Here is a 22,288-nt window from a genome sequence, read left to right as displayed (position 1 = left end):
CTATTATGCCCAGATTAGGTATTTAGGCAATAGTCTAAATGATGTCCGGAAAATTCCGACAAGCGTCTCCATGGCGCCTGTGATTACGAGGTCGCAAAGTGGTCGAGAAAACTGAACAGGCATCGGACGCTGAGGCCGGCATCGGCGCCAGCGGCGCGATACAGCGCGTGTTCGAGGCGCTCTCTTCGGCACCCCGGCGCAGGATTCTGGCCTATCTCGCCCATTCCTCGCTGACCGCGGGCGAGATCGCGGCGCGCTTCGACATGTCGAAGCCATCGATCTCGCAGCACCTGAACATTCTGGAGACGGCAGGCCTCATCGCCAGGGAGCGGCAGGGACAGTTCATCCACTACTCGCTGGTCGAGAACAACCTGGTGAACACCCTGAACGGCTTCGTTCAGGATGTCTGCCCCGTGTCACGTCCACTGAAAAGGGAAAGCAAGGCCCTGGCCAGCGGCAAAAGCGAGGTCCCGCCGGCAAAACCCCAGGACTGATCCGACGCCGACGTGACGGGCCTTACATGCCTTGCGGGCCGCGGTTCATCGCCGCCACGCCGGTGCGGCAGATCTCGACCAGGCCGAGCGGCTTCATGATGGCGATGAACTGGTCGAGCTTCGAGCCCTTGCCGGTGATCTCGAAGATGAAATGCTCGGTGTTGGCGTCGATGACGCTGGCGCGGAAGGCGTCCGCCAGCCGCAGCGCCTCGACGCGAGCCTCGCCGGAACCGGCTACCTTGACCAGCGCCAGTTCCCGCTCCAGCGGCCGCTCCTGCCCAAGCTCGTGCGAGCGGACAGTCAGATCGACCACACGGTGTACCGGCACGATGCGCTCGAGCTGGTTCTTGATCTGCTCCATCACATGTGGCGTGCCGCGCGTCACGATGGTGATGCGCGACAGGTGCTTCTCATGTTCGGTCTCGGAGACGGTCAGGCTCTCGATGTTGTAGCCGCGTCCGGAAAACAGGCCGATGACCCGGGCGAGCACGCCGGGCTCGTTGTCGACCAGCACGGAAAGCGTATGGATCTCCGGCCGCTCCGTTTCCTTGGCGATGAAGTAGGCGGAGCCGGTCGGTTGAAGGTGCTGTGCGTTCATGACATGGATCTCAAATTCTTGATCTGATTATTGTTTTCGCACGGCTTCTTTCGACAAGCCCTGCCTTGGCTCGTCGATTACACCAGTTCCCGGCCCTTGGCGTCGATGGCATTCGCCACCGCCTCGTCGGTGGCCTCGTCCGGCAACAGCATCTCGTTATGCGCCTTGCCTGACGGGATCATCGGGAAGCAATTGGCAAGCGTCGCCACGCGGCAGTCGAACAGCACCGGCTTCCTGACCGAGATCATCTCCTTGATGGCATCGTCCAGCTCGTCCGGCTTCTCGCAGCGAATGCCGTGGCCGCCATAGGCCTCGGCCAGCTTGACGAAGTCCGGCATCGCCTCGGTGTAGGAATGCGACAGCCGGTTGCCATGCAGCAACTGCTGCCATTGGCGCACCATGCCCATGTACTGGTTGTTGAGGATGAAGATCTTGATCGGCGCGTCGTGCTGCACGGCCGCACTCATCTCCTGCATCGTCATCTGCACCGAAGCGTCGCCGGCAATGTCGACGACCAGCGCGTCGGGATGGGCGATCTGCACGCCGAGCGCCGCCGGCAGGCCGTAACCCATCGTGCCCAGCCCGCCTGACGTCATCCAGCGGTTCGGCTTGTCGAAATGATAGTGCTGCGCCGCCCACATCTGGTGCTGGCCGACCTCGGTGGTGATGTAGGTGTCCATGTCCTTGGTCAGTTCGTAGAGCCGCTGGATGGCGTATTGCGGCATGATCACGTCGTTGTTCATCTTGAACGCCAGTGAATCGCGCGCGCGCCATTTGGCGATCTGCTCCCACCAGGGATAGAGCGCCTTCTTGTCGGCCTTGGCGGTTGCCCGCCACAACCGCACCATATCCTCCAGCACCCGGCCGACGTCGCCGATGATCGGCACTTCGGTGTGCACGTTCTTGTTGATCGACGACGGATCGATGTCGATGTGGATCTTGCGTGAATTCGGCGAGAACGCGTTGAGCCGGCCGGTGATACGGTCGTCGAAGCGCGCGCCGATGCAGATCATCACGTCGCAATCATGCATGGCCATGTTGGCTTCGTAGGTGCCGTGCATGCCGAGCATGCCCAGCCAGTTCTTGCCCGACGCCGGATAGGCGCCGAGCCCCATCAGCGTCGAGGTGATCGGGAAACCGGTGAGGTCGACCAGCTCGCGCAACAGGTGGCTCGCTTCCGGACCGGAATTGATCACGCCGCCGCCGCTGTAGATGATCGGCCTTTTGGCATTGGCCATCAGATCGACCGCCGCCTTGACCTTCTCCAGATCACCCTGGACCTTTGGCTGGTAGCTGGTGCGCGGCGCGATCTGCGGCGGGACGTAGAACCCCTTGGCGAACTGCACGTCCTTCGGAATGTCGACCACCACCGGACCAGGCCGGCCGGTCGTCGCGACATGGAAGGCCTCATGGATGGTCGCCGCGAGTTCATTGACGTCCTTCACCAGCCAGTTGTGCTTGGTGCAGGGCCGCGTGATGCCGACCGTATCGCACTCCTGGAACGCATCGGAACCGATGAGCGAGGTCGGCACCTGCCCCGTCAGGCAGACCAGCGGGATCGAATCCATCAGCGCGTCCTGCAGCGGCGTCACCGCATTGGTGGCACCGGGGCCGGAAGTCACCAGCATGACGCCGGCCTTGCCGGTCGAGCGTGCATAGCCCTCGGCCGCATGGCCCGCGCCTTGTTCGTGCCGCACCAGAATGTGCTCGACCTCGTCTTGCTGGAAAATCTCGTCATAGATCGGAAGGACCGCGCCGCCCGGATAGCCGAAGACGTGCTTGACGCCATTGTCCTTCAGCGCCTGCACCACCATTTCGGCGCCCGTCATTTCACGTCGCCCGTTCTGTCCATTGCTCATCGGTCTGGTCCCGTACTGTCCGCCATCTGGCGATTGCTGGTCGTTTAGTCGTGTTTCAGGCAATAAAAAAGGCCCCCGAGGGAGCCTGTGTGTTGCGCATGGTAGGATTTCGCCCGGCGGTTACACCGCCTTGCCCACGCGCCTTCCTACGAGAATGAGTGCCTTTTTCATGGTGGCGAACCATAAAGGTGGAGTCGCGGGCTCGTCAATGGGGGATAATGCGAATTCACTCGCCTGTGAGATCGGCCCCGTCTCGCGATAACGCGATAAGCCACGCGCTACCATAGTACAGTTGAGCCCATGCGGCCGTCGCACCACTATGCCAGGCTAAACGTTGCCTTGGGAGGAGGACGCGTGGCTGGCGAACGGGAGCATATCCGGGAAATAGAGCAGGTCCTGTCCGGCAGGACATCGGCCCGCGACGATGTCGTGGTCAAGTCCTGGCTACGCTGTGTGGACACCCACCGGCTCGACCCGGCCCGGCCGACGGAAGCCTATATCGTCCCCGATACCCAGTTGCGCGAACATCGCGAACAGTCCGAGCGGCTGATCGCGATCGCCCGCAGCGGCCTGGAAACCCTCTTCAAGCAGGTGGCGGGCCAGAACTATGTGCTGCTGCTGGCAAACGCGAAGGGCGTCACCGTCGACTTCCTCGGTGATCCCCTGTTCATGGACCAGTTGCGCACGGCAGGGCTTTATCTCGGCTCCGAATGGTCGGAAAGCCGCACCGGAACCTGCGGTGTCGGCTCCTGCATCGTCACTGGCGAGGCGATGACGATCCACCAGACCGACCATTTCGACACGACCCACACGCCGCTCTCCTGCACCGCCGCGCCGATCTTCGACACCAATGGCGAGCTCGCCGCTGTGCTCGACATTTCCCTGCTGCGCTCCCCGCAGCCGAAGATCAGCCAGAACCTGGCGCTGCACCTGGTGACGGCTTCCGCGCGGCGCATCGAGCTCGCCAATCTGATGGCCCAGATGCACTCCGAATGGGTGCTGCGTTTTTCCCGTTCGCCGGAATTCCTCGACGTCGACCCCGAGGCGGCCATCGCCCTCGATGCCTCGGGCCGCATCCTTGGCACGACGCGTGGCGGAGCGCTGCTTCTGGCGCAGGCCGGAGGTGTCGACTGGCGGCACTCGCCCTCCCCCATTGGCCAGTCGATCTCGCGCTATCTCGATGTCAGCGTCGACGATCTGCCGAGCCTGACACGCGGCCGCCCGACCGAGGAGCGGCTGGTGTTCGGCCGCAGCGGCAGCGCGCTGTTCGCGCACGCCATCGAACCGCAGCCGGCGACCGGACGCCGCGCGCCGGTCGAGGCGGTACCGAAGCCTATCGGCGACCTTTCCGGCGGCGATCCGGCGATGGCTGCCACGCAACTGCGTGCCGCCAAGCTGGCGCGCACGACCATTCCCATCCTGATCCATGGCGAGACCGGCTCCGGCAAGGAATATCTCGCCCGCGCGATCCACGATTGTGCGCAGCGGCCCGGCCCGTTTGTCGCCATCAACTGCGCGGCCATTCCTGAACATCTGATCGAGAGCGAACTTTTTGGCCATGTCGCCGGTGCTTTTACCGGAGCCGCCGCCAAGGGGCGCAAGGGACTGATCGAGGCCGCCAACGGCGGCACGCTGTTCCTCGACGAGATCGGCGACATGCCCTACCCCCTGCAATCGCGGCTGCTGCGCGTGATCGCCGAACGCGAACTGGTCCCGGTCGGCGGCATCGAGCCGCGACAGGTCGACATCAAGATCATCTCGGCCTCGCACCATGATCTGCGCAAGCTGGTCGAAGAGGGACGTTTCCGCGAGGATCTGTTCTACCGGCTGAACGCGGCCTCGCTGACCTTGCCGGCGCTGCGCGAACGCACCGATTTCGAATGGCTGCTGGACCGACTGGTGGATCAGCGCGCCCACCTTGCCGGCCGGACAGCCAAGCTCTCGCCCGCGGCGCGCCTGGCGCTGATCCGTCACCGCTGGCCCGGCAACATCCGCGAACTCGTAAACGCCATCGATCTGGCGGTGACGCTTTGCGAGGGCGGGATGATCGAGCCAGCCGACCTGCCCGACTTCGCATTGCCATACCTGACGCCGCTTGCTGCGCCCGCCAGACTGGTTGCCCTGCGCGCTCCGTCGCCCGAGGACGAGCGTGCGGCACTGCTGGATGCTCTCGCGGCCGCTGGCTGGAACATCTCCGAGGCCGCGCGGCGTCTTGGTGTCGACCGCACGACGGTGCATCGCCGCATGAAGCGGCTGCGGCTGGACGCGCCCAATTAGTGTTGCGTCCGCTGTGGCGCGCCATGGCACGCGCAACACCGCCGCAACAGCCCATGACAGCAGAAACCGCTAGATGATGCTGATTTTATTACGATTTCCGACTCAGCAGTACGGTTGGCATGCTGCTTGCTTCGCGTTCCAGGTACCCACATGGAACTTGGAGGAGAAGCCATGACACAGAACGCGGTCAATCTTGCAGCCGCGGCGCGGAGCATGCAGGCCCTGCGCTTTCATGCCGCCAGGGATTTGCGCATCGAGGACATTCCCAGGCCGGCAAGGCCGGGGCCGGGACAGGTTGTTCTCCGCAACAGGTTTGTCGGAATCTGCGGAACCGACCTGCATGAATACAGTTACGGGCCGATCTTCATACCGACGGAGCCGCATCCGTTCACCGGCGCCAGCGGCGTGCAGGTGCTTGGACATGAATTCGGCGGCGTCATCGAGGCCGTCGGCGACGACGTGACCTCTGTCTCGGTTGGCGACCGCGTGGCGGTGCAGCCGCTGATCATGCCGCGCTCGGGAGACTATTATGCCGCGCGCGGCCTCTACCATCTGTCCGACAAGCTTGCGCTGGCGGGCTTGAGCTGGATCGGCGGCGGCATGGCGGAAGCCGCCTTGCTCAACGACTACAATGTCGAGCGCATCCCAGACGAAATGTCCGATGAGGAAGCCGCATTGGTCGAGCCGACCGCGGTCGCCGTCTATGCCTGCGACCGTGGTGGGGTAAGCGCGGGAAGCTCTGTGCTGGTCACCGGCGCCGGCCCGATCGGCATTCTGACGATGCTGGCCGCGCGCGCCGCGGGCGCAACCCAACTGTTCATCTCCGACCTGAACGACACCAGGCTGGAGATGGCGCGTTCGATCCTGCCTGGCGTGGTGACACTCAATCCGAAGCGGGACAAGGTGGATGAGGCGGTGCGCGCCGCGAGCGAAGGCGGTGTCGGTTGCGATATCGCCATCGAATGCGTCGGCAACGAACATGCGCTGAAGGCTTGCCTCGCGGCTGTGCGCAAGCAGGGTGTCGTCGTGCAAACCGGCCTGCATCCGCACGAGAACCCGCTCGACTGGTTCCAGGTCACGTTCAAGGACGTCGATATCCGCGGCTCCTGGGCCTATCCAACGCATCTGTGGCCGCGTGTCATCCGTCTCATCAGTTCGGGACAGTTGCCTGCCTCCAAGGTGGTCACCAGGCGCATACGTCTTGCGGAGGCGGTGTCCGGCGGTTTCGATGCCCTGCTCGATCCTGCCGGAACCCAGCTGAAAATCCTCATCGACCTTTCCTGATCAATTTGACAACCGGAGGAGAAACCATGCTTGAGAGAACCCCCACCACGAAGGCGCAGGCGCTGCTCGACAAGTTCGGCAAGGCGCTTGCGGACGGCGACATAGACGCAGCCGCCAATTGTTTCCAGGCGGATTGCTACTGGCGCGATCTCGTCACCTTTACCTGGAACCTGAAGACGATGGAGGGCCAGGACCAGGTCCGCGACATGCTGACGGCAACCTTGGCTGAAACCGGACCAAGCGACTGGAAGGTCGCCGAAGGCGAGGAAGCAAGCGAGGCGGACGGTGTCACCACTGCCTGGATCACCTTCGAGACAAGGGCGGCGCGCGGCTTCGGCCTGGTGCGCTTCAAGGGCGACCTTATCTGGACCTTGCTCACCACCATGGCTGAACTGAAGGGACACGAGGAGAAGTCCGGCTTCACCCGACCGCTCGGAGCAAAGCATGGTCACGGCAAGGACAGGAAATCCTGGCGCGAGGAGCGTGACGACGAGATCGCCGAACTCGGCCGCAGCAGACAGCCCTATGTCGTGATCATCGGCGGCGGCCAGGGCGGCATTGCGCTGGGTGCCCGCCTGCGCCAGCTCGGCGTGCCGGCCATCATCATCGAAAAGAACGAACGCCCGGGCGATTCCTGGCGCAAGCGCTACAAGTCGCTCTGCCTGCATGATCCGGTCTGGTACGACCATCTGCCCTATATCGACTTCCCCAAGAACTGGCCGGTCTTCGCGCCGAAGGACAAGATCGGCGACTGGCTTGAGATGTACACGAAGGTGATGGAGCTGAACTACTGGTCCTCCACAACAGCCAAATCCGCCAGGTACGACGAGAAGGCCAAGGAATGGACCGTCGTCGTAGAGCGCGACGGCGAGGAGATCGTGCTCAAGCCCAAGCAGCTGGTGCTCGCGACCGGCATGTCCGGCAAGGCGAACTGGCCGAAATACAAGGGCCAGGACATCTTCAAGGGCGAACAGCAGCATTCCTCGACCCATCCGGGTCCAGACAAGTACCGCGGCAAGAAGGTCGTGGTCATCGGCTCCAACAACTCCGCCCATGACATATGCGCGGCACTGTGGGAGGGAGGCGCCGACGTCACCATGGTGCAGCGCTCCTCCACCCATATCGTCAGGTCCGACACGCTGATGGATATCGGGCTCGGCGGGCTCTATTCGGAGCAGGCGGTCGAGAACGGCATGACGACGCGCAAGGCCGACCTGATCTTCGCCTCCCTGCCCTACCGCATCATGCACGAGTTCCAGATTCCGCTTTACCAGCAGATGAAGGAACGTGACGCGAAGTTCTACGCGGACCTGGAGAAGGCCGGCTTCCTGCTCGACTGGGGTGATGACGGTTCGGGCCTGTTCATGAAATACCTGCGCCGCGGTTCGGGTTACTATATCGATGTCGGCGCTTGCGATCTCGTCATCGACGGCTCGATCAAGCTCAAGAGCGGTCCAGGTGCCGCGGTGCAGGAATTGACCCAGACCGGCGTCAAATTCGTCGATGGCACCGAATTGCCGGCCGACCTCGTGATCTATGCCACCGGCTATGGCTCGATGAACGGCTGGGCCGCGGACCTCATCTCGCAGGAGGTGGCCGACAAGGTCGGCAAGGTCTGGGGCCTTGGCTCCGACACCGCCAAGGATCCCGGCCCGTGGGAAGGCGAGCAGCGCAACATGTGGAAGCCGACCCAGCAGGAGGCACTGTGGTTCCATGGCGGCAACCTCCACCAGTCGCGCCACTATTCGCAGTATCTGTCGCTGCAGCTGAAAGCACGGCAGGTCGGCTTGCCGACGCCGGTCTATGGGCTGCAACAGGTTCACCACAAGGCCTAGCTGCCTATCCCCAGGAGTCCCCTCCTCTCCTGCGATCAGCAAGGCCGGCCCCGCGCGGCGCTTCCGCCGCGCGGGTGCTTCGTTTCAGCTAGGCGCGATCGACAATGGGCCGAAAAACGACGCGTCAGGCGAACGCTCGCGACAGGTCTCCGACCGGAATGCAGCCAGCGCGTTTGCGCCATTGAAGCAGAAACACATGGGCTGTCCTTCCCGGTGATGGACCGCGGTCAGGCGCGATTGGCGAAATCGCGCACGACGCGCTGCAGCAACGGCACATAGTCGCGAAACGCCCGCGTCTTCATGTTCGCGATCTTGCCGCCCTCGTCCCAGATGCGGACACGCACCGCTTCCTCATGGAAAGGATTCTTGCGGAAGTCGGCCACCTCGTCGGCGCTCATCGGTCCGCCCTGCAGCGACAGAGTATGCACCGAAGCCGGCGACAGCTTGGAGAAATAGGTCGGGTCGGTGGCGCAGAGATAGCGCTTGGCCGCGACGTGCAGCCTCACGCACTCGACGATGACAGGCGGGAAGAACGGCGCCAGCACTTCGCCTCCGGCCTCGTCATGATGCTTGTCCTCGACATCGTCGGGCGAATAGGTGCCGAATTCGCTGGTGTAATGGCCGATGTCGTGCAGCAGCGCGGCTGCCACCAGCGCGTCGGGCGCGCCGTCCTGTTCCGCCAGCCATGCCCCCTGCAGCATGTGCTCGGACATCGTCACCGGCTCGCCGAGGTAGGATTCGGCGCCCCGGCGCTCAAAGATGTCGGCGATAAACTCGACGATGTTGTCGGCGTTCAGATCCCGGCCGCTCATTCCGCCGCCTCCTTGAAGCTGTACTCGATCGCGGCAAGCGTCGACAACAGGCCGTCCTTGTCGGCGTAGCAGCCTTGCAGCCAGCGCTTTCCGGTGCCGGAAAACGCCTTGCGGGCATGCATGACGCGCGTGTTGTCGACGATGAAGGCCTGCCCCGCTTCCAGTTTGAACGTCACCTCGAAAGAGGGATCCTCGATCAGCTGGGCGAACCGGCGATAGGCGCCATAATAGGCATCCATGTCGGCGAACGGCACGTCGACGACAGGCGCCAGCGAGCGGTTGTTGAAGCGGATGCAGATGAGTTCGCCATCCGGCCCGAGTTCGATCATCGGCCGCTTCGCCTGCAGCCGCACACCCGAGGAGCCTGCATATTCGAAGCGTGCCGGACAGGAACTCAACAGCCGGAAGCCGTCGGGGTTTTCAGCCTGCAGCGCGGCCGCGACGGCAAAACCGTCGACCACGCTCGACTCGCCGCCCTCCACCGTATTCTCGATGCACGAGAGGATCTGCAGCGTCGGCACCGGGTCGCGGTAGGGATTGTCGGTGTGTGCCTGAAGCCCGAGATTGGTATAGGCGAGATTGTTCGGGTTGACCTCCGCGCGCACTTCGAACCAGCGGCCGTAATTGGTCTCCCTGATGTAACCGAACAGGTCGGAGACCTTGCACAGTGCGCCGGATTCAGCCGGCAGACCGTCCATCACGGCAAAGCCGTAGGTCCTCACCGCCGAAAGCCATTCGCGCAGGACGCTGCGGCCGTGAAGGGCCGCCGCGTATCTGGCGCGCGGTACCGAATTCTGCATCGTCGCCTTGGTCCAGCGCTGGATGATATCGCCTGTCCAGCCGGGCTCGCGGGGCTCGTCGCGGTCATAGGCGTTTGCGCTCAGCCATTGCGCTGGAAAGCTGACCGTTTTTCCTTCCGGCACGAAGCTGACCTCCAGCGCACCGGCCTTTATGGTGGCCGCGCCAATCCTCGTCTCGGCCGGAATGTCGAGAATCGTGATCAGGCGCTGGCCGTTGCCGGCGCTGCGCGTCTTGTCGTCGAGCGCATTGTCACGCAGCCACATGGCGTGAAAGCGCGCGCGCCTCCCGTCTTGCCAGCCGAGTTCGATTGTCCTGCCTTCGTCGCCAACCAGCGCGTGGGTGAGCATGGGAATGCCGTTCCTGTCCGTTGCGCCCCACGGCCCGATCCGTGAGGTTTCGATTGCATGTTGGCGACAGGAAAGGCATAACTCAAATTATCATTTTTTGGCCAAAGACCATAAATTTATAATGCCTCAAAAGCCCATTCCCGCAGTGCCCCCGCTCGACTGGCTGCGCAGTTTCGAGGCTGCGGCGCGACTGTCGAATTTCACGGCGGCAGCGGCCGAACTCGGCCTGACCCAGGCCGCCGTCAGCCAGCATATCCGGCTGCTCGAGGAACGATTGAAGACGCGGCTGTTTTCAAGGCTTGCGCGTGGTGTCGCCCTGTCGCCCGAGGGCGCCGCCTACCTGCCCCACATCCAGTCGGCCTTCGCCACCATCTCCAGCAGCACGACGGAACTGTTCGAGCCGCGCGCCGTCCAGACCGTCTCGATCCGGGTGCCGATCTCCTTCGCCCTGCTGATACTGGTTCCAGCGCTGCCCGATCTCGCCGAAGCGCTGCCGCGTATCCAGCTCGATTTGGTGACGATCCACCGGCCGACCGACTACGATTTGCCGGGCTCCGCGCTCGACATCCGTTTCGGCAACGGATCCTTTCCCGGGCGCGAGGCCGAAAGGCTGACCGCCGAACGCCTTGTGCCGGTGGCAAATCCGGCCCTGGCCGGTGCCGCCGACTGGACATCCCTGCCGCTGCTTCTGGTCGCGGGCGCGCGCGAAATGTGGTCGGAATGGTTCGCGGCGGCCGGACTGGCCGGCCACCCCCAACGGTCGCATCGCTTCGACAGCTTTGTCGCCGCCATGGAAGCGGCGAGTTCTGGAGCCGGCGTGCTTCTGGGGTCGCGGCCGCTTGTCGACGCAGCGCTCAAGAGCAGAAGCCTGGTGCCGCTTTCCGATTTCGAGCTCTCCAGCACCTCAGGCCATTTCCTGACCAGGGCCTCGACCGCGCGCCTGACCAGTGCCGAACAGGATTTCCGCCAGTGGCTGCTGAGCTACCTGTCCAGGGAAGCCTCTGCGTGACGGCGTGAGCCATCACGACCCGGCGCCGATCCGCTTCCAGTAGATCAGCGTGCCAGTCAGCCCGCCATGCGGCTTCAGCGCATAGTCCGGAATTTCCCCAGCCAGGGTGAAACCGAGTTTTTCGTAGAGGCCTGACGCGCCCTCTTCCGTCGCCGTATCCAGAACCAGCAGCGTGCGCGCCCTCTCGACGGCGAGACGCTCCGCGGCCCGCATCAGGCGCGTTCCGATGCCCTTGCCCCGGTATTCGACCGATGTCATCAGCTTGGCGATTTCGGCCCGGTGCGGCTGGTTGGGTGGGCAGTCGAGCAGCAAGGTGACAGTGCCGGCCAGGACATGACCGTCCCATGCGCCAAGCACCACCCTTTCGCCTTTTGCCGCCGCCGCCAGCGACCTCTCCCAGAATGCGCTTGCCGCTTCCGGCGCCAGCGGATGCATGAAGCTGACAGAGCCACCGCCGGCAACTGTCGCGACCAGCAGGTCAGCGAGCTTTGCCAGTGTTTCCGCACTGGCGCTCAGGGCACCGATCTCGATGGAATTCATGGCCAGTCCTCTGGAAACGATGAATGGGGTCGATAGCGCGCCGGCATCAGTCGAGATGGCGCACGCGCCGCCGCTTGCGCGCCGCCTTGATGGCGCTGATGCGCTCGGTGTCTTCTTCCTTGAGATGCCGTCCGCGCTCGAGGATCTCGAGTGTGTATTCCTCATAGGTCAGGCCCAGCCGCTCGGCCTTGTCCATGCGCATCAGCATGATTTCGTGGCTTGGCGCCTTCCATGCCTTGGCATGCGCGGCCTGCCAGGCCAGGAAGATAAAGGGATCACCCTTGCCCCATGGCGGCCCCTTGTAGTCGTCAAGAGGCGGCCCCCCATTGTGGGAGCGTTTTGGTCGTCTTGCCATCGTGTCAGCCCCTGACCAGCGCGACAAGATAGTCGGCGCCCGCCCCCAGGGCATGGAAGATGCAGTCCGACGGCGCCCCGAGCGCCAGGCAGTCGCCGGGCTCCAGCCTGTGCACCACATCGCCCTCGGTGAATTCGAGCTGTCCGGAAATCAGCCAGATCTGCTGCTTGATGAAGGCGTAGGAGGCCGCCGGCAGGCTGACCCTGGCGCCCGCGGGCAGATGCACCTTGATCAGTTCGAGCGGCATGTCGCAGGCCGGCGACAAATGCCGCCTGACATAGTCTGTGTCCGGATCGCGCCACACCGGCTGGTCGGCCTCGCGCAGCAGCCCGCCGCCTTGCAATTCCGCCCGGGCGATAAGGGTCGACAGCGTCATGTCGAAGGCCGCCGCAATACGCACCAGAAGGGACGCCGTCGGACTGGTCATGCCGCGTTCGATCGTGCTCAGCATCGCCTTGGAGACACCGGACCGCTCGGCGAGTTCGGCCAGCGACCAGTCCCGCATGGTCCTTTCGGTGTGAATTCGTCTGCCGATAGTCGTAGAAATATCGTTCGCTATATCATCCATTCGTCCATTATAACGAAATTCCGACGATGGAAAAGCGCCCTCTCGTGACAATTTTCAACAGGCGCTTAATCCTCTCTACACCATCCAGCCTCATCCGACCTTAACCCCGCTTCGGTAGGATCCGATCTCCAGGGAAATGGGGATTGGCCTGTCCATGTATGTCGAACGCGAAGCTTCCGTCGGAGAACCGACATCGCAGGAGCGCCGCAACGCAGAGCAGAACGACCGGCGCATCCTGGGCAACGTCGTGCAATGCGACGGCGCGCGCGCCACCATCAGCGCTTATGCCGACGATGTCGACGGTGCGGTCACCGGCCTGTGGACGGTCGGCAAGATGATCTCGATCAATCTGGGCACGACGCGAACCGTCGGCCTGGTCTATGCCATAGGCAAGTCGGACCGTGCCTGGAGCAGTGAGGGCCAGAACGCCATCGAGGTCAGCATCGAGCTGATCGGCGAAGTGCGGGACCCCGCCGAGCCGGGCGCCAAGCCGATATTCGACCGCGGCATTACCACCTATCCGCATATCGGCGCCGTCGCGCACCGGATCCGCAGCCGTGATCTCCAGGCGGTCTACGATCTGGCCGGCCGCCATTCCATCACCATCGGCTCGCTGTCCCAGGACGAAGGGATCGCCGCCAACATCGCGATCGACGACACGCTGGCGCGCCATTTCGCCATTGTCGGCACCACGGGCGTCGGCAAGTCCACCGCTGTCTCGCTGCTGCTGCGCAAATCGATCGCGGCGCGGCCCGACCTGCGCATCCTGATCCTCGACCCGCACAATGAGTTCGCCGGCTCTTTGCCCGAATATTGCGTCAAGGTCGATTCCAAGACTCTCGACCTGCCGTTCTGGATGTTCAAGCTCGAGGAATTCGCCGAAGTGCTGTTCCGTGGCCGTGAGACGGTCCCGGAGGAGATCGACGCTCTGCGCGACCTTATTCCGCTCGCCAAGAACCTCTACCGCAACCCGAATTCAGGCGCCTATCTCAGGCGCGGCAACGATGCGCTGACAGCCGATACGCCGGTGCCTTACCGGATCGCAGACCTGCTCAAGCAGATCGACGAGCGCATGGGGATGCTCGAAAGCAAGAACGACCGTCCGATCCTGAAGTCGCTGAAGACGCGCATCGAATCGGCTGCCGCCGATCCGCGCTACCGCTTCATGTTCAGCTCGCGCCTGATCGAGGACACCATCCACGAGACGATCGGCAACATCTTCCGCGTGCCGCATCACGGCCGCCCGGTGACCTGCTTCGAGATGGCCGGCATGCCCTCCGAAGTGGTCAATTCCGTGTGCTCGGTGCTGGCGCGCCTGGCCTTCGATCTCGCTCTGTGGAGCGAGGGCAAGCTGCAGCTCCTGTTTCTGTGCGAGGAAGCGTATCGTTACATGCCGGCCGATCCGCGTCTCGGCTTCGCGCCGACCCGGCACGCCCTGTCACGCATCGCCAAGGAAGGCCGCAAATATGGCTGCTATCTCGGCGTCGTCACCCAGCGTCCGGGCGAGCTCGACCCGACCATCCTGTCGCAATGCTCGACCTTCTTCGCTATGCGGCTCGCCAACGAGCAGGACCAGGCGATCATCCGCTCGGCCATCGCCGACTCTTCCGCCTCCACGCTTGCCTTCCTGTCGTCCATGGGCCAGCGCGAGGCCATTGCCTTCGGCGAAGGCGTGGCGACGACCATGCGGCTGAAGTTTGAAAAGCTGCCCGCCCACCTGCTGCCCGGTACGGCCAAACGCGAAGAAGCCGAGGCGCCGAAGGCCGGCGACGATGTCGATCTGGTGGCGATCGTCGAGCGGCTGCGCAACGTGCCCAAACCGACTCCGCAGGCCATGGCCTTCGCCGAGGTGGTCGATTCCGGCCGCCAGGCCGGCGACCCCGACTATCGAAAGCCGGCGACCGCCCGCGTGCCGTCGGACGACGATTTCGACATGCGCTACGGCCTGAAGCCCGCCACCTTCGGCCTGCGCCCCCAGAACGACTAGGTCTGGGCGCTACGTCCATCTGCCGATACTTCTGAGAATTTACCTCAAGGGATCCAAGTACCTGGCTTCGTTCGCCAGCTTGGATAAATCCCGTCAGGAAATTCGTCAGGCTGAGTCGGTTGGTGTCGCCTTCGAGAACCGGAGCGAAGCGGACTTTTGGTCCGTGAGCACCGGAAGCGCAGAAGTCGGCATCAAGCGGCCAGCATCACGAATTTAGTGGCGGGATTTTAGGCGCAGACGCGGTTGCGGCCTTGCCTCTTCGCCTCATAGAGCTGGCGGTCGGCGCGGCGGTAGAACTCCTCCGCCGTTTCCTTCCGGTCCCAGACCGCGAGCCCGACGCTGGTGGTGATCTTGAGCCTGACATTGCCCGAGAGGATCGACATGTTGGCGATGGCCTTGCGGATGCGCTCGGCGAATTTGCCCAGCAGTTCCGCCTCCATATTGGGCGTGACCACGGCAAACTCCTCACCGCCCAATCGAGCCACCACATCGTGGAAGCGTGTCATGTCCTTCAGGCAGCTGGCGACGGCCTTCAGCACCTCGTCGCCGACGTCATGGCCGTGCGTGTCGTTGACCTGCTTGAAATGGTCGAGATCGAGGATCATCAACCCGACCGGCTTCTCGATGCGCCGGAACTCCTCGAGATATTCCTTCAGCGCATCATCGAAATAGCGCCTGTTCTGCATGCCGGTCAGGCCATCCGTCAGGGCGGCGTGCTCGAGCGTTTCGGAGCGGGCGCTGAGCGAAACCGTCATGGCGCGCAGCTTACCTTCTTCCGTCGCCTGTTTGCGGATCAGCGGGTAGATGAAGAAGATGCCGAAAAACAGCGCTGTGGCGAGCAGAACGCCGGTCGCGAACAACAGCTTGTTGAGGTAGATGACCTTGTCCAGGCCCGACTGGGTATGGAGTTCCGTGGCGAAGGATTGCATGAGTCCATAGGCGTGCAGCGTCACCAGACCAGCGGCCAGGATCACGAAAATAAAGACGAAAAAAGCGGATTCCGCCTTATGGAAACGCATCTGCTCCCCAATGGAAAAGTGCCCGTCGACCTTATGGCACGGACCGCCTTACGGAGCGTTAACTCCGACAACCTCGACGGGAACCGTTCCCTCTAGGTCAACTTTTTAAGTTGTATTAGCAACAAGTGTTTGGATCGTGGTTTCGAGATCGTCATCCCGGCGCAATCTTTGCCATTCCGGCCCCAGTTGGTGCCGAAACCAGGTCGCTTGCCGCTTGGCATATTGCCGGGTAGCGATCTTGGCGCGCTCGATCGCTTCGGGAAAGCTGGATAGGCCGGCCATCGCCGCTTGCAGTTCGCGAACGCCGATCGCCTTCATCGCCGGCAGGTCCGGATCGAGGCGAAGGGCTGCAAGTTGCCTGACCTCCTCCAGCGCGCCCTTGTCCAGCATCTGGTCGAAGCGCCTTTCGATGCGATCGACCAGCGCGGCCCGATCCGGCTCGATGACCAGGAAACGGGCCGTCTGCCTGTCGATGAGCGGCCGGCCGCGCTCTGCCTGCCATTCCAGGATCGATCGGCCGGAGGCGTCGAGCACTTCGAGCGCACGCACGATGCGCTGGCTGTCGGTTGGCTTCAGCTGGATGGCGGCTCTCGAATCCTCGCGCAGCAGCAGCCCGTGCAGCTTGACCGCGCCTTGCTCTTTCAGCTCGTAGCGCCAGCGGTCGCGGATGCGCGGCGGAATATCGGGCATTTCCGAAATGCCTTCGGCCAGCGCGCGAAAATAGAGGCCCGTGCCACCGACGAAGACCGGCCGCCGCGACAGCGCTCCGTCGTCGATGAGTTTCATCACGTCGCGTAGCCACGCGCCGGTCGAATAGGCGGTACCGGGATGGACATGGCCGTAGAGAAAATGCGGCACCCGCGCGAGGTCGGCCGGTTGCGGCCTGGCGGTCAGCACGTCGAGAACCGAATAGCCTTGCATGGAATCGGTGTTGACGATGACGCCGCCTGTGCGTTCGGCCAGATCGAGCGCCAGCGCCGACTTGCCGCTGGCGGTCGGCCCGGCTATCAGGATCGCATTCTTCACGCGGCCTTCGCCCGCATCCGCGCCGGAATTCTCGATGCCGCTCATTGCCACGCTTGTTTCCCGTCCCGCTGACCGCGCTCTGTCGGGGTCGCTTGCGAATATGGCCTCGCGGACGGTGGGCGCAAGCACCGTCGTCTGGCTGGCCGAAGGCATTGCCTGCGATCTTGCCTTGCCGCAAGGGGCTGACATCGCCGGGATCACCGACGCCTTGCGCGCCGCATTGGCCGCTGAACCGGTCGACGTGACCGTCCAGCAGGCGGACACGCGTCGCAAGAAAATCCTCATCGCCGACATGGATTCGACCATGATCGACCAGGAATGCATCGACGAACTGGCCGACGAGATCGGTGTCAAGGATCGCGTTGCCACTATTACCGCGCGGTCGATGAACGGCGAGATCGCCTTCGAACCGGCTCTGCGCGAACGCGTCGCGCTGTTGAAGGGGCTCGATGCCGCCGTCGTCGACCGCATCGTCGCCAACCGGCTGACATTGGCCTCGGGCGGCCGCGAACTGGTCCAGACCATGCGCGCCAACGGCGCCTGGACAGCGCTGGTCTCGGGCGGCTTCGAGGTCTTCACCACACGCATCGCGGCGATGCTCGGCTTTCAGGAAAACCGCGCCAACCGCCTGCTCGAACAGGATGGACACTTCACCGGCCTGGTCGGCGAGCCGATCCTGGGTCGCGCCGCCAAGGCCGACGCGCTGCTCGAAATTTCGGCGCGCCTTGGACTGACACCCGCCGACGCCATCGCCGTCGGTGACGGCGCCAACGATCTCGACATGATCCGCCTCGCCGGCACCGGCGTGGCGCTTCATGCCAAGCCAACGGTGGCGGCGCAGGCAAAGGTGCGCATCGACCATGGCGACCTGACGGCCTTGCTCTATTTGCAGGGCTATCGCCAGGAAGAATTTGCGCAATGAAACCAATGCGTACCGAGCGGCTGGTCCTGCGCAACTGGGAAGAGCGCGACCGCGAGCTCTTCCATCGCATCAATTCCGACGAGCGCGTCATGGAATTCTTCCCGTTCCGTCGCGACCGCGCCGCCGCCGACGCCAAGATGGACGAGGTCCGCGCATGGATCGATGAGGATGGCTATGGCTTCGCCGCGGCCGAGATTGCCGCCACGGGCGACTGCATCGGCTTTGTCGGGCTATCAGGAACCGAGGACATGGACGTCCTGCCGGTCGGCACGATCGAAATCGGCTGGCGGCTGGCTCCGGAATTCTGGGGCAAGGGCTATGTCACCGAGGCCGCCGAGGCATGGCTTGCCTACGGTTTCGAGACGCTTGGTCTCGACGAAATCGTCTCCTTCGCCGTCGCGGAAAACCACCGTTCGACCGCCGTCATGAAACGCCTCGGCATGACGGCCGATCCATCGGCTGACTTCGATCATCCCGGCATTCCCGACAGCCATCCCGCGCTCAAGCGGCATGTGCTCTATCGGCTCTCTCGCGACGGTTGGCAGGCAAGAAAAAAGGCGGCTCGTTAGCCGCCTTTTTGATAGATCGGTGGATTGAAAACTCAATCCATCCGGATCGTCACGAAGCGCAACTCGCCGGTCTTCGACGCCAGCATCAGAAGCGCGTTCTTGCGCCCCTGCTCTTTCAGCGCGCCGATCCTGTCCATGACATCCTTGGGCGTGGCGACCGATTCCTGCGCGATCTCGGTGATCACCTCGCCCGGCTGGATGCCACGCTCCGCGGCGGCCGAGTCCTTGGCCACGTCCGTGATGACGACGCCGGAGACATCGGCGGCGATGCTGAATTTCTTGCGCGTCTCGTCATTGAGCTCGCCCACCGTCATGCCGAGCACCGAGGCGGTCGAAACGGCCGGAGCCTTGTCGCCCTTGTCCTGGTCGGTGTTGCCATTCTCCCCGCTGGCGAGCTTCTCGCCATCCTCGAGCCGGCCGAGCGTCACCTTCACCGTCTGCTCGACGCCCTTGCGCACGATCAGCACGTCGACTGCCTTGCCGACAGGGCTTTCGGCGACGACGCGCGGCAGGTCGCGCATTTCATGGATGTCCTTGCCGTCGAACTTGATGATGACGTCGCCGGCCTGGATGGTGCCGTTGTCGACAGGTCCGCCCTTGATGACGCCGGCCACCAGCGCCCCCTTGGCGGTCGTCATGCCGAGGCTCTCGGCGATGTCGTCCGTCACCGGCTGGATGCGCACGCCGAGCCAGCCGCGCCGCGTCTCGCCAAACTGGCGCAACTGGTCGACGACGCCCGAGGCGAGCTGCGAGGGGATGGAGAAGCCGATGCCGATCGAGCCGCCAGAGGGCGAAATGATCGCGGTGTTGATGCCGATGACCTCGCCGGCGCTGTTGAACAGCGGTCCGCCGGAATTGCCACGGTTGATTGCCGCATCGGTCTGGATGAAATCGTCATAGGGGCCGGAATTGATATCGCGGTTGCGCGCCGAGACGATGCCGACCGTGACCGTGCCGCCGAGGCCGAACGGATTGCCGATCGCCATCACCCAGTCGCCGACGCGCATCTTGGTGGAATCGCCGAACTTCACCGCGGTGAGCTTGTGGCCTTTCGGATCGACCTTGAGCACCGCGACGTCGGTCTTGGTGTCGGTGCCGACCAGCTTTGCCTTCAGCGTCACGCCATCGGAGAAATTGACCTCGATGTCGTCGGCGTCCGCAATCACGTGGTTGTTGGTGACGACGATGCCTTGCTCGGCGTCGATGACGAAACCGGATCCCAGCGACTGCACCTTCTGCGCGCCATTATCCTTGTCGCCGCCGCGGTTCTTGAAGAAATCGTCGAAGAAGTCCTGGAAGGGCGACCCTTCTGGAAGCTGCGGCATCGGCACGGCACCCGGCCCTTCCGTACCCTTCACCGTCTGCGAGGTCGAGATGTTGACCACCGCGCCGAGCAGGCCTTCCGCGAGGTCTGCCACCGAAGCAGGTCCGTCGGCCGCGAAGGTCGGCGTCACGAAGGACGGGAAGGCGACGGTGCCGACAAGAAGTGCCGCCGTGCCGGCTATGAATGTCCGCCGTGCTGCGCGCAAAAGGAGTGTTGATGTCATCGAGAAGCCTCCCGGTATTTCTGAAAGAGAAAGCGCAACGGCAAAAACACCGCGTTGCGCCATGTTGGCAAAAAATACGGCACGTTTGCGGCTACGACCAGCGGCGGAGGATAAATCCTCCGTTTTGCCGAAGATGAAAACCGGTGGTTCTCATCCGCCCCGCACCAGCCAGACGATGCCGACCCCGATGGCGATGGCGACCAGCCCCGCGATCCGCAATGCGTTCTCCGGCATCGACAGCACCTCGCCCGCGAGCTTCCGCGCGAAACCGGGAAAGCCGCCATAGACCAGGCCCTCTATGACAAGGACCAGGCCTATCGCCGCGAAGAAGTCCTGCACCGGCTATTGCTGGCCGGTGTTGGGTTGTGTCGTCGGCGCTGCGGGTGCCGTCGCCGGTGCGGCCGGTGCCGGCGGCGTCTGTTTCGCCGGCCCTTCCTTGCCGTCGGGATCGCGGAAGTAGCGGAAGAACTCCGAGCTCGGCGACAGCACCATGGTCGTCCCGGTGCTGTCCAGCGCCGTGCCATAGGCGTTCATCGACCGGTAGAAATCGAAGAAGGCCGGGTCGCGCTGATAGGCTTGCGCGAAGGTGGCGCTGCGCTGGGCCTCTCCCTCGCCGCGCAGGATTTCCGATTCCTTCTGCGCCTCGGCGATGATCTCGACAACTTCGCGGTCGGCGCGGGCGCGGATGCGCTGCGCCGCTTCGTTGCCGCGTGCCCTCAGCCTTTCGGCCTCGGCCAGGCGCTCGGCCTTCATGCGGTCGAAGGTCTGTTGCGAGACCTCGGCGGTCAGGTCGGTGCGGCGGATGCGGACATCCTCGATCTGCAGGCCGAGCGAGGTGGCGTCGGGCCGGAGCTGATCGCGCACTTCGCGCATCATCACCGCACGCTCTTCCGAGAGAGCGGCCTCGAAATCGCGCAGACCGTAGACGCGGCGCAAGGCAGCGTCGAGACGGGTCCTGAGCCGCGCCTCGGCCAGTTCGATCTGGCCGGACACCGCGGCACGGAACACGCGCGGATCCGAAATGCGATAGGCGATGAAAGCGTCCACCTCATAGAACTTGCCGCCCGAAACCTGGACGCGGATGTTGTCGAGGTCGAAGCGCAGCACCCGGTTCTCGATCAGCTGCACCGTGTCGGCGTCGAAGAACGAGAACGGCGCCTTGAAGTAGATGCCGGGCTCGGTCTTGACGTCGACGATCTCGCCGAAGCGCAGCACCAGCGCCTGCTGGCGCGCATTGACCACGAAAACCGAGGAATAGATGAGGAACAGGATGACCGCCGCGATGACGACGAAAACGGGGAGACGGTTGCCCATCACTGGTTACCTCCCGTGTTCGCGCCAAGCGCGGCCGGAGCCGGCGCTTTCTGCTGCAATGCCGGCAGCGGTAGGTAGGGGACGACCCCTTGCCCGTTGCCCTGTTCGACGATGACCTTGCTCGAGTCCTTCAGAACCTTCTCCATGGTTTCCAGATAGAGGCGCTTGCGCGTGACATCGGGCGCCTTGGCGTATTCGTCGTAGACCGAGATGAAGCGCTGCGCCTCACCTTCGGCTTCCTGCACCACCCGGTTCTTGTAGGCGGCCGCGTCTTCGCGGACCTGTGCGGCCTCGCCGCGTGCCTGGCCGAGCTTCTGGTTGGAATACTGGTTGGCCTGCTCGACGAACTTGTCCTCGTCCTGCTCGGCGCGCTGCACTTCGTCGAAGGCATCGGCCACTTCGCGTGGCGGCGCCGCGTCCTCGATCGAGATGGCGTTCACCTGCAGGCCGGCCTTGTAGCCATCGAGCGTGGTCTGGATGATCTCGCGCACCGAGGCCGCTATGCCCTGGCGGTCGTCACGGAAGATATCCTGCGCCGGCCTGCGGCCGACGGCTTCGCGCATGGCGCTTTCGGCGACCTGCCGCAGCATGCCGTCCGGATCGGAGACGTCGAACAGATAGGCGCGGGGATCGGAGACCTGATAGGCCACCGAAAACTGCACGTTGACGATGTTCTGGTCGCCCGACAGCATCAGGCCGTTGCCGCTGGTGTTGCCGCCGCCGATGTCGACGAGTTGCTCGGAAATCTTGGCCGTCTCGACGGTCTCAAGCGGCCACCAATGGAAATGCAGCCCCGGCTGGGAAAGCTCGGCCTTCGGCTTGCCGAAACGCAGTTCGACCGCGACCTCGTCCGGCTGCACTGTGTAGACCGCCTGGAAAGCCCACAGCACCACCAGCACCGCGGCGATCAGTCCGAAAACGGCCGGACTGGCACCGCCGCCACCGGGCAGAGCGCGCCGCAGCCGGTCCTGGCCGCGGCGAATGATGTCTTCGAGGTCGGGCGGCGAGCCCTGCGGGCCGCTTGCCCTTTGGCCCCTGCCCCCAGGGGCCCAGATTGTTACCGCCGCCGCCCCACGGGCCGCCGCCTCCGCCACTCTTGTCGTTCCAGGGCATGAATGTCCTTTC

General features: G+C 63.8%; 20 protein-coding genes and 1 pseudogene. 8 read left to right on the top strand and 13 right to left on the bottom strand.

What is annotated here, in order from left to right:
• The first annotated feature begins 98 nt into the window (after positions 1 to 98).
• On the top strand, positions 99 to 494 hold the full coding sequence (locus EB230_RS16910) for a metalloregulator ArsR/SmtB family transcription factor (RefSeq protein ID WP_056573030.1): 396 nt from the start codon (positions 99 to 101) through the stop codon (positions 492 to 494).
• Positions 495 to 516: 22 nt separating this feature from the next.
• Here the strand turns inward: EB230_RS16910 and ilvN are convergent, their stop codons facing one another.
• Positions 517 to 1,092, bottom strand: a complete 576-nt coding sequence (gene ilvN, locus EB230_RS16905; RefSeq protein ID WP_010910160.1) for an acetolactate synthase small subunit — start codon at positions 1,090 to 1,092, stop codon at positions 517 to 519.
• A 77-nt stretch (positions 1,093 to 1,169) separates the two neighbouring features.
• Positions 1,170 to 2,951 carry an acetolactate synthase 3 large subunit gene (locus EB230_RS16900; RefSeq protein ID WP_172373260.1) on the bottom strand — a complete coding sequence of 594 codons (1,782 nt, stop codon included), beginning with the start codon at positions 2,949 to 2,951 and terminating at the stop codon, positions 1,170 to 1,172.
• A 354-nt stretch (positions 2,952 to 3,305) separates the two neighbouring features.
• Here EB230_RS16900 and EB230_RS16895 point away from each other — a divergent pair, with 354 nt between their 5' ends.
• The 3 genes from EB230_RS16895 (at position 3,306) to EB230_RS16885 (ending at position 8,347) form a co-directional block, all read left to right on the top strand.
• Positions 3,306 to 5,228, top strand: coding sequence for a sigma-54-dependent Fis family transcriptional regulator (locus EB230_RS16895; RefSeq protein WP_056573038.1), 1,923 nt, complete (start codon positions 3,306 to 3,308; stop codon positions 5,226 to 5,228).
• 213 nt (positions 5,229 to 5,441) lie between these two features.
• Positions 5,442 to 6,512 carry a 2,3-butanediol dehydrogenase gene (locus EB230_RS16890; protein ID WP_172375097.1) on the top strand — a complete coding sequence of 357 codons (1,071 nt, stop codon included), beginning with the start codon at positions 5,442 to 5,444 and terminating at the stop codon, positions 6,510 to 6,512.
• Positions 6,513 to 6,538: 26 nt separating this feature from the next.
• Positions 6,539 to 8,347: an NAD(P)/FAD-dependent oxidoreductase gene (locus tag EB230_RS16885; RefSeq protein WP_056573042.1), complete on the top strand. Its 1,809-nt coding sequence runs from the start codon at positions 6,539 to 6,541 to the stop codon at positions 8,345 to 8,347.
• Positions 8,348 to 8,574: 227 nt separating this feature from the next.
• Here the strand turns inward: EB230_RS16885 and EB230_RS16880 are convergent, their stop codons facing one another.
• Positions 8,575 to 9,159 carry an HD domain-containing protein gene (locus tag EB230_RS16880; protein ID WP_056573046.1) on the bottom strand — a complete coding sequence of 195 codons (585 nt, stop codon included), beginning with the start codon at positions 9,157 to 9,159 and terminating at the stop codon, positions 8,575 to 8,577.
• On the bottom strand, positions 9,156 to 10,307 hold the full coding sequence (locus EB230_RS16875; RefSeq protein ID WP_172373258.1) for a gamma-butyrobetaine dioxygenase: 1,152 nt from the start codon (positions 10,305 to 10,307) through the stop codon (positions 9,156 to 9,158). Before EB230_RS16875 ends, EB230_RS16880 begins: the two co-directional genes overlap by 4 nt.
• Positions 10,308 to 10,428: 121 nt before the next feature.
• Between EB230_RS16875 and EB230_RS16870 the strand changes: the two genes are divergently transcribed.
• On the top strand, positions 10,429 to 11,316 hold the full coding sequence (locus EB230_RS16870; RefSeq protein WP_056573048.1) for a LysR family transcriptional regulator: 888 nt from the start codon (positions 10,429 to 10,431) through the stop codon (positions 11,314 to 11,316).
• Between the two features lie 12 nt (positions 11,317 to 11,328).
• On the opposite strand, the gene EB230_RS16865 is transcribed toward EB230_RS16870, so the two are convergent.
• From EB230_RS16865 to EB230_RS16855, 3 genes are read right to left on the bottom strand one after another with little or no spacing between them, the layout of a single operon-like run.
• Positions 11,329 to 11,856, bottom strand: coding sequence for an N-acetyltransferase (locus EB230_RS16865; protein WP_172373256.1), 528 nt, complete (start codon positions 11,854 to 11,856; stop codon positions 11,329 to 11,331).
• A 46-nt stretch (positions 11,857 to 11,902) separates the two neighbouring features.
• A complete protein-coding gene (locus EB230_RS16860; RefSeq protein WP_172373254.1) occupies positions 11,903 to 12,211 on the bottom strand; it encodes a hypothetical protein in 309 nt (102 codons plus the stop codon).
• 4 nt (positions 12,212 to 12,215) lie between these two features.
• Positions 12,216 to 12,779 carry an XRE family transcriptional regulator gene (locus EB230_RS16855; RefSeq protein ID WP_172373252.1) on the bottom strand — a complete coding sequence of 188 codons (564 nt, stop codon included), beginning with the start codon at positions 12,777 to 12,779 and terminating at the stop codon, positions 12,216 to 12,218.
• Between the two features lie 154 nt (positions 12,780 to 12,933).
• Between EB230_RS16855 and EB230_RS16850 the strand changes: the two genes are divergently transcribed.
• Complete coding sequence (locus tag EB230_RS16850) at positions 12,934 to 14,766, top strand: ATP-binding protein (RefSeq protein WP_172373250.1); 1,833 nt, start codon at positions 12,934 to 12,936, stop codon at positions 14,764 to 14,766.
• A gap of 227 nt (positions 14,767 to 14,993) precedes the next feature.
• Here the strand turns inward: EB230_RS16850 and EB230_RS16845 are convergent, their stop codons facing one another.
• Both EB230_RS16845 and miaA read right to left on the bottom strand, forming a co-directional pair.
• Positions 14,994 to 15,785, bottom strand: coding sequence for a GGDEF domain-containing protein (locus EB230_RS16845; RefSeq protein ID WP_056573060.1), 792 nt, complete (start codon positions 15,783 to 15,785; stop codon positions 14,994 to 14,996).
• Between the two features lie 105 nt (positions 15,786 to 15,890).
• Complete coding sequence (miaA, locus tag EB230_RS16840; protein WP_172373248.1) at positions 15,891 to 16,856, bottom strand: tRNA (adenosine(37)-N6)-dimethylallyltransferase MiaA; 966 nt, start codon at positions 16,854 to 16,856, stop codon at positions 15,891 to 15,893.
• Here miaA and serB point away from each other — a divergent pair.
• Positions 16,846 to 17,733: a phosphoserine phosphatase SerB gene (gene serB / locus EB230_RS16835; protein WP_081295090.1), complete on the top strand. Its 888-nt coding sequence runs from the start codon at positions 16,846 to 16,848 to the stop codon at positions 17,731 to 17,733. The two genes, miaA and serB, sit on opposite strands and share 11 nt — an antisense overlap.
• Positions 17,730 to 18,302 carry a GNAT family N-acetyltransferase gene (locus tag EB230_RS16830; protein ID WP_172373246.1) on the top strand — a complete coding sequence of 191 codons (573 nt, stop codon included), beginning with the start codon at positions 17,730 to 17,732 and terminating at the stop codon, positions 18,300 to 18,302. Before serB ends, EB230_RS16830 begins: the two co-directional genes overlap by 4 nt.
• A gap of 32 nt (positions 18,303 to 18,334) precedes the next feature.
• Here EB230_RS16830 and EB230_RS16825 read toward each other — a convergent pair whose 3' ends face one another.
• From EB230_RS16825 to hflK, 4 genes and pseudogenes are all read right to left on the bottom strand, one after another.
• A complete protein-coding gene (locus tag EB230_RS16825; protein WP_056573072.1) occupies positions 18,335 to 19,849 on the bottom strand; it encodes a DegQ family serine endoprotease in 1,515 nt (504 codons plus the stop codon).
• A 150-nt stretch (positions 19,850 to 19,999) separates the two neighbouring features.
• Positions 20,000 to 20,188: a DUF2065 domain-containing protein gene (locus EB230_RS16820; RefSeq protein WP_056573074.1), complete on the bottom strand. Its 189-nt coding sequence runs from the start codon at positions 20,186 to 20,188 to the stop codon at positions 20,000 to 20,002.
• A gap of 3 nt (positions 20,189 to 20,191) precedes the next feature.
• A complete protein-coding gene (locus tag EB230_RS16815) occupies positions 20,192 to 21,163 on the bottom strand; it encodes a protease modulator HflC (protein WP_172373244.1) in 972 nt (323 codons plus the stop codon).
• A pseudogene (gene hflK / locus EB230_RS16810) lies at positions 21,163 to 22,276 on the bottom strand (FtsH protease activity modulator HflK). Before hflK ends, EB230_RS16815 begins: the two are co-directional and overlap by 1 nt.
• Positions 22,277 to 22,288: the final 12 nt, after the last annotated feature.

The sequence above is a fragment of the Mesorhizobium sp. NZP2234 genome (assembly GCF_013170765.1).
Taxonomy (GTDB): Bacteria; Pseudomonadota; Alphaproteobacteria; order Rhizobiales; family Rhizobiaceae; genus Mesorhizobium; species Mesorhizobium loti_D.
Note: the sequence above shows the minus strand (reverse complement) of the source record. Positions and strands in the feature narration are given on the sequence as shown.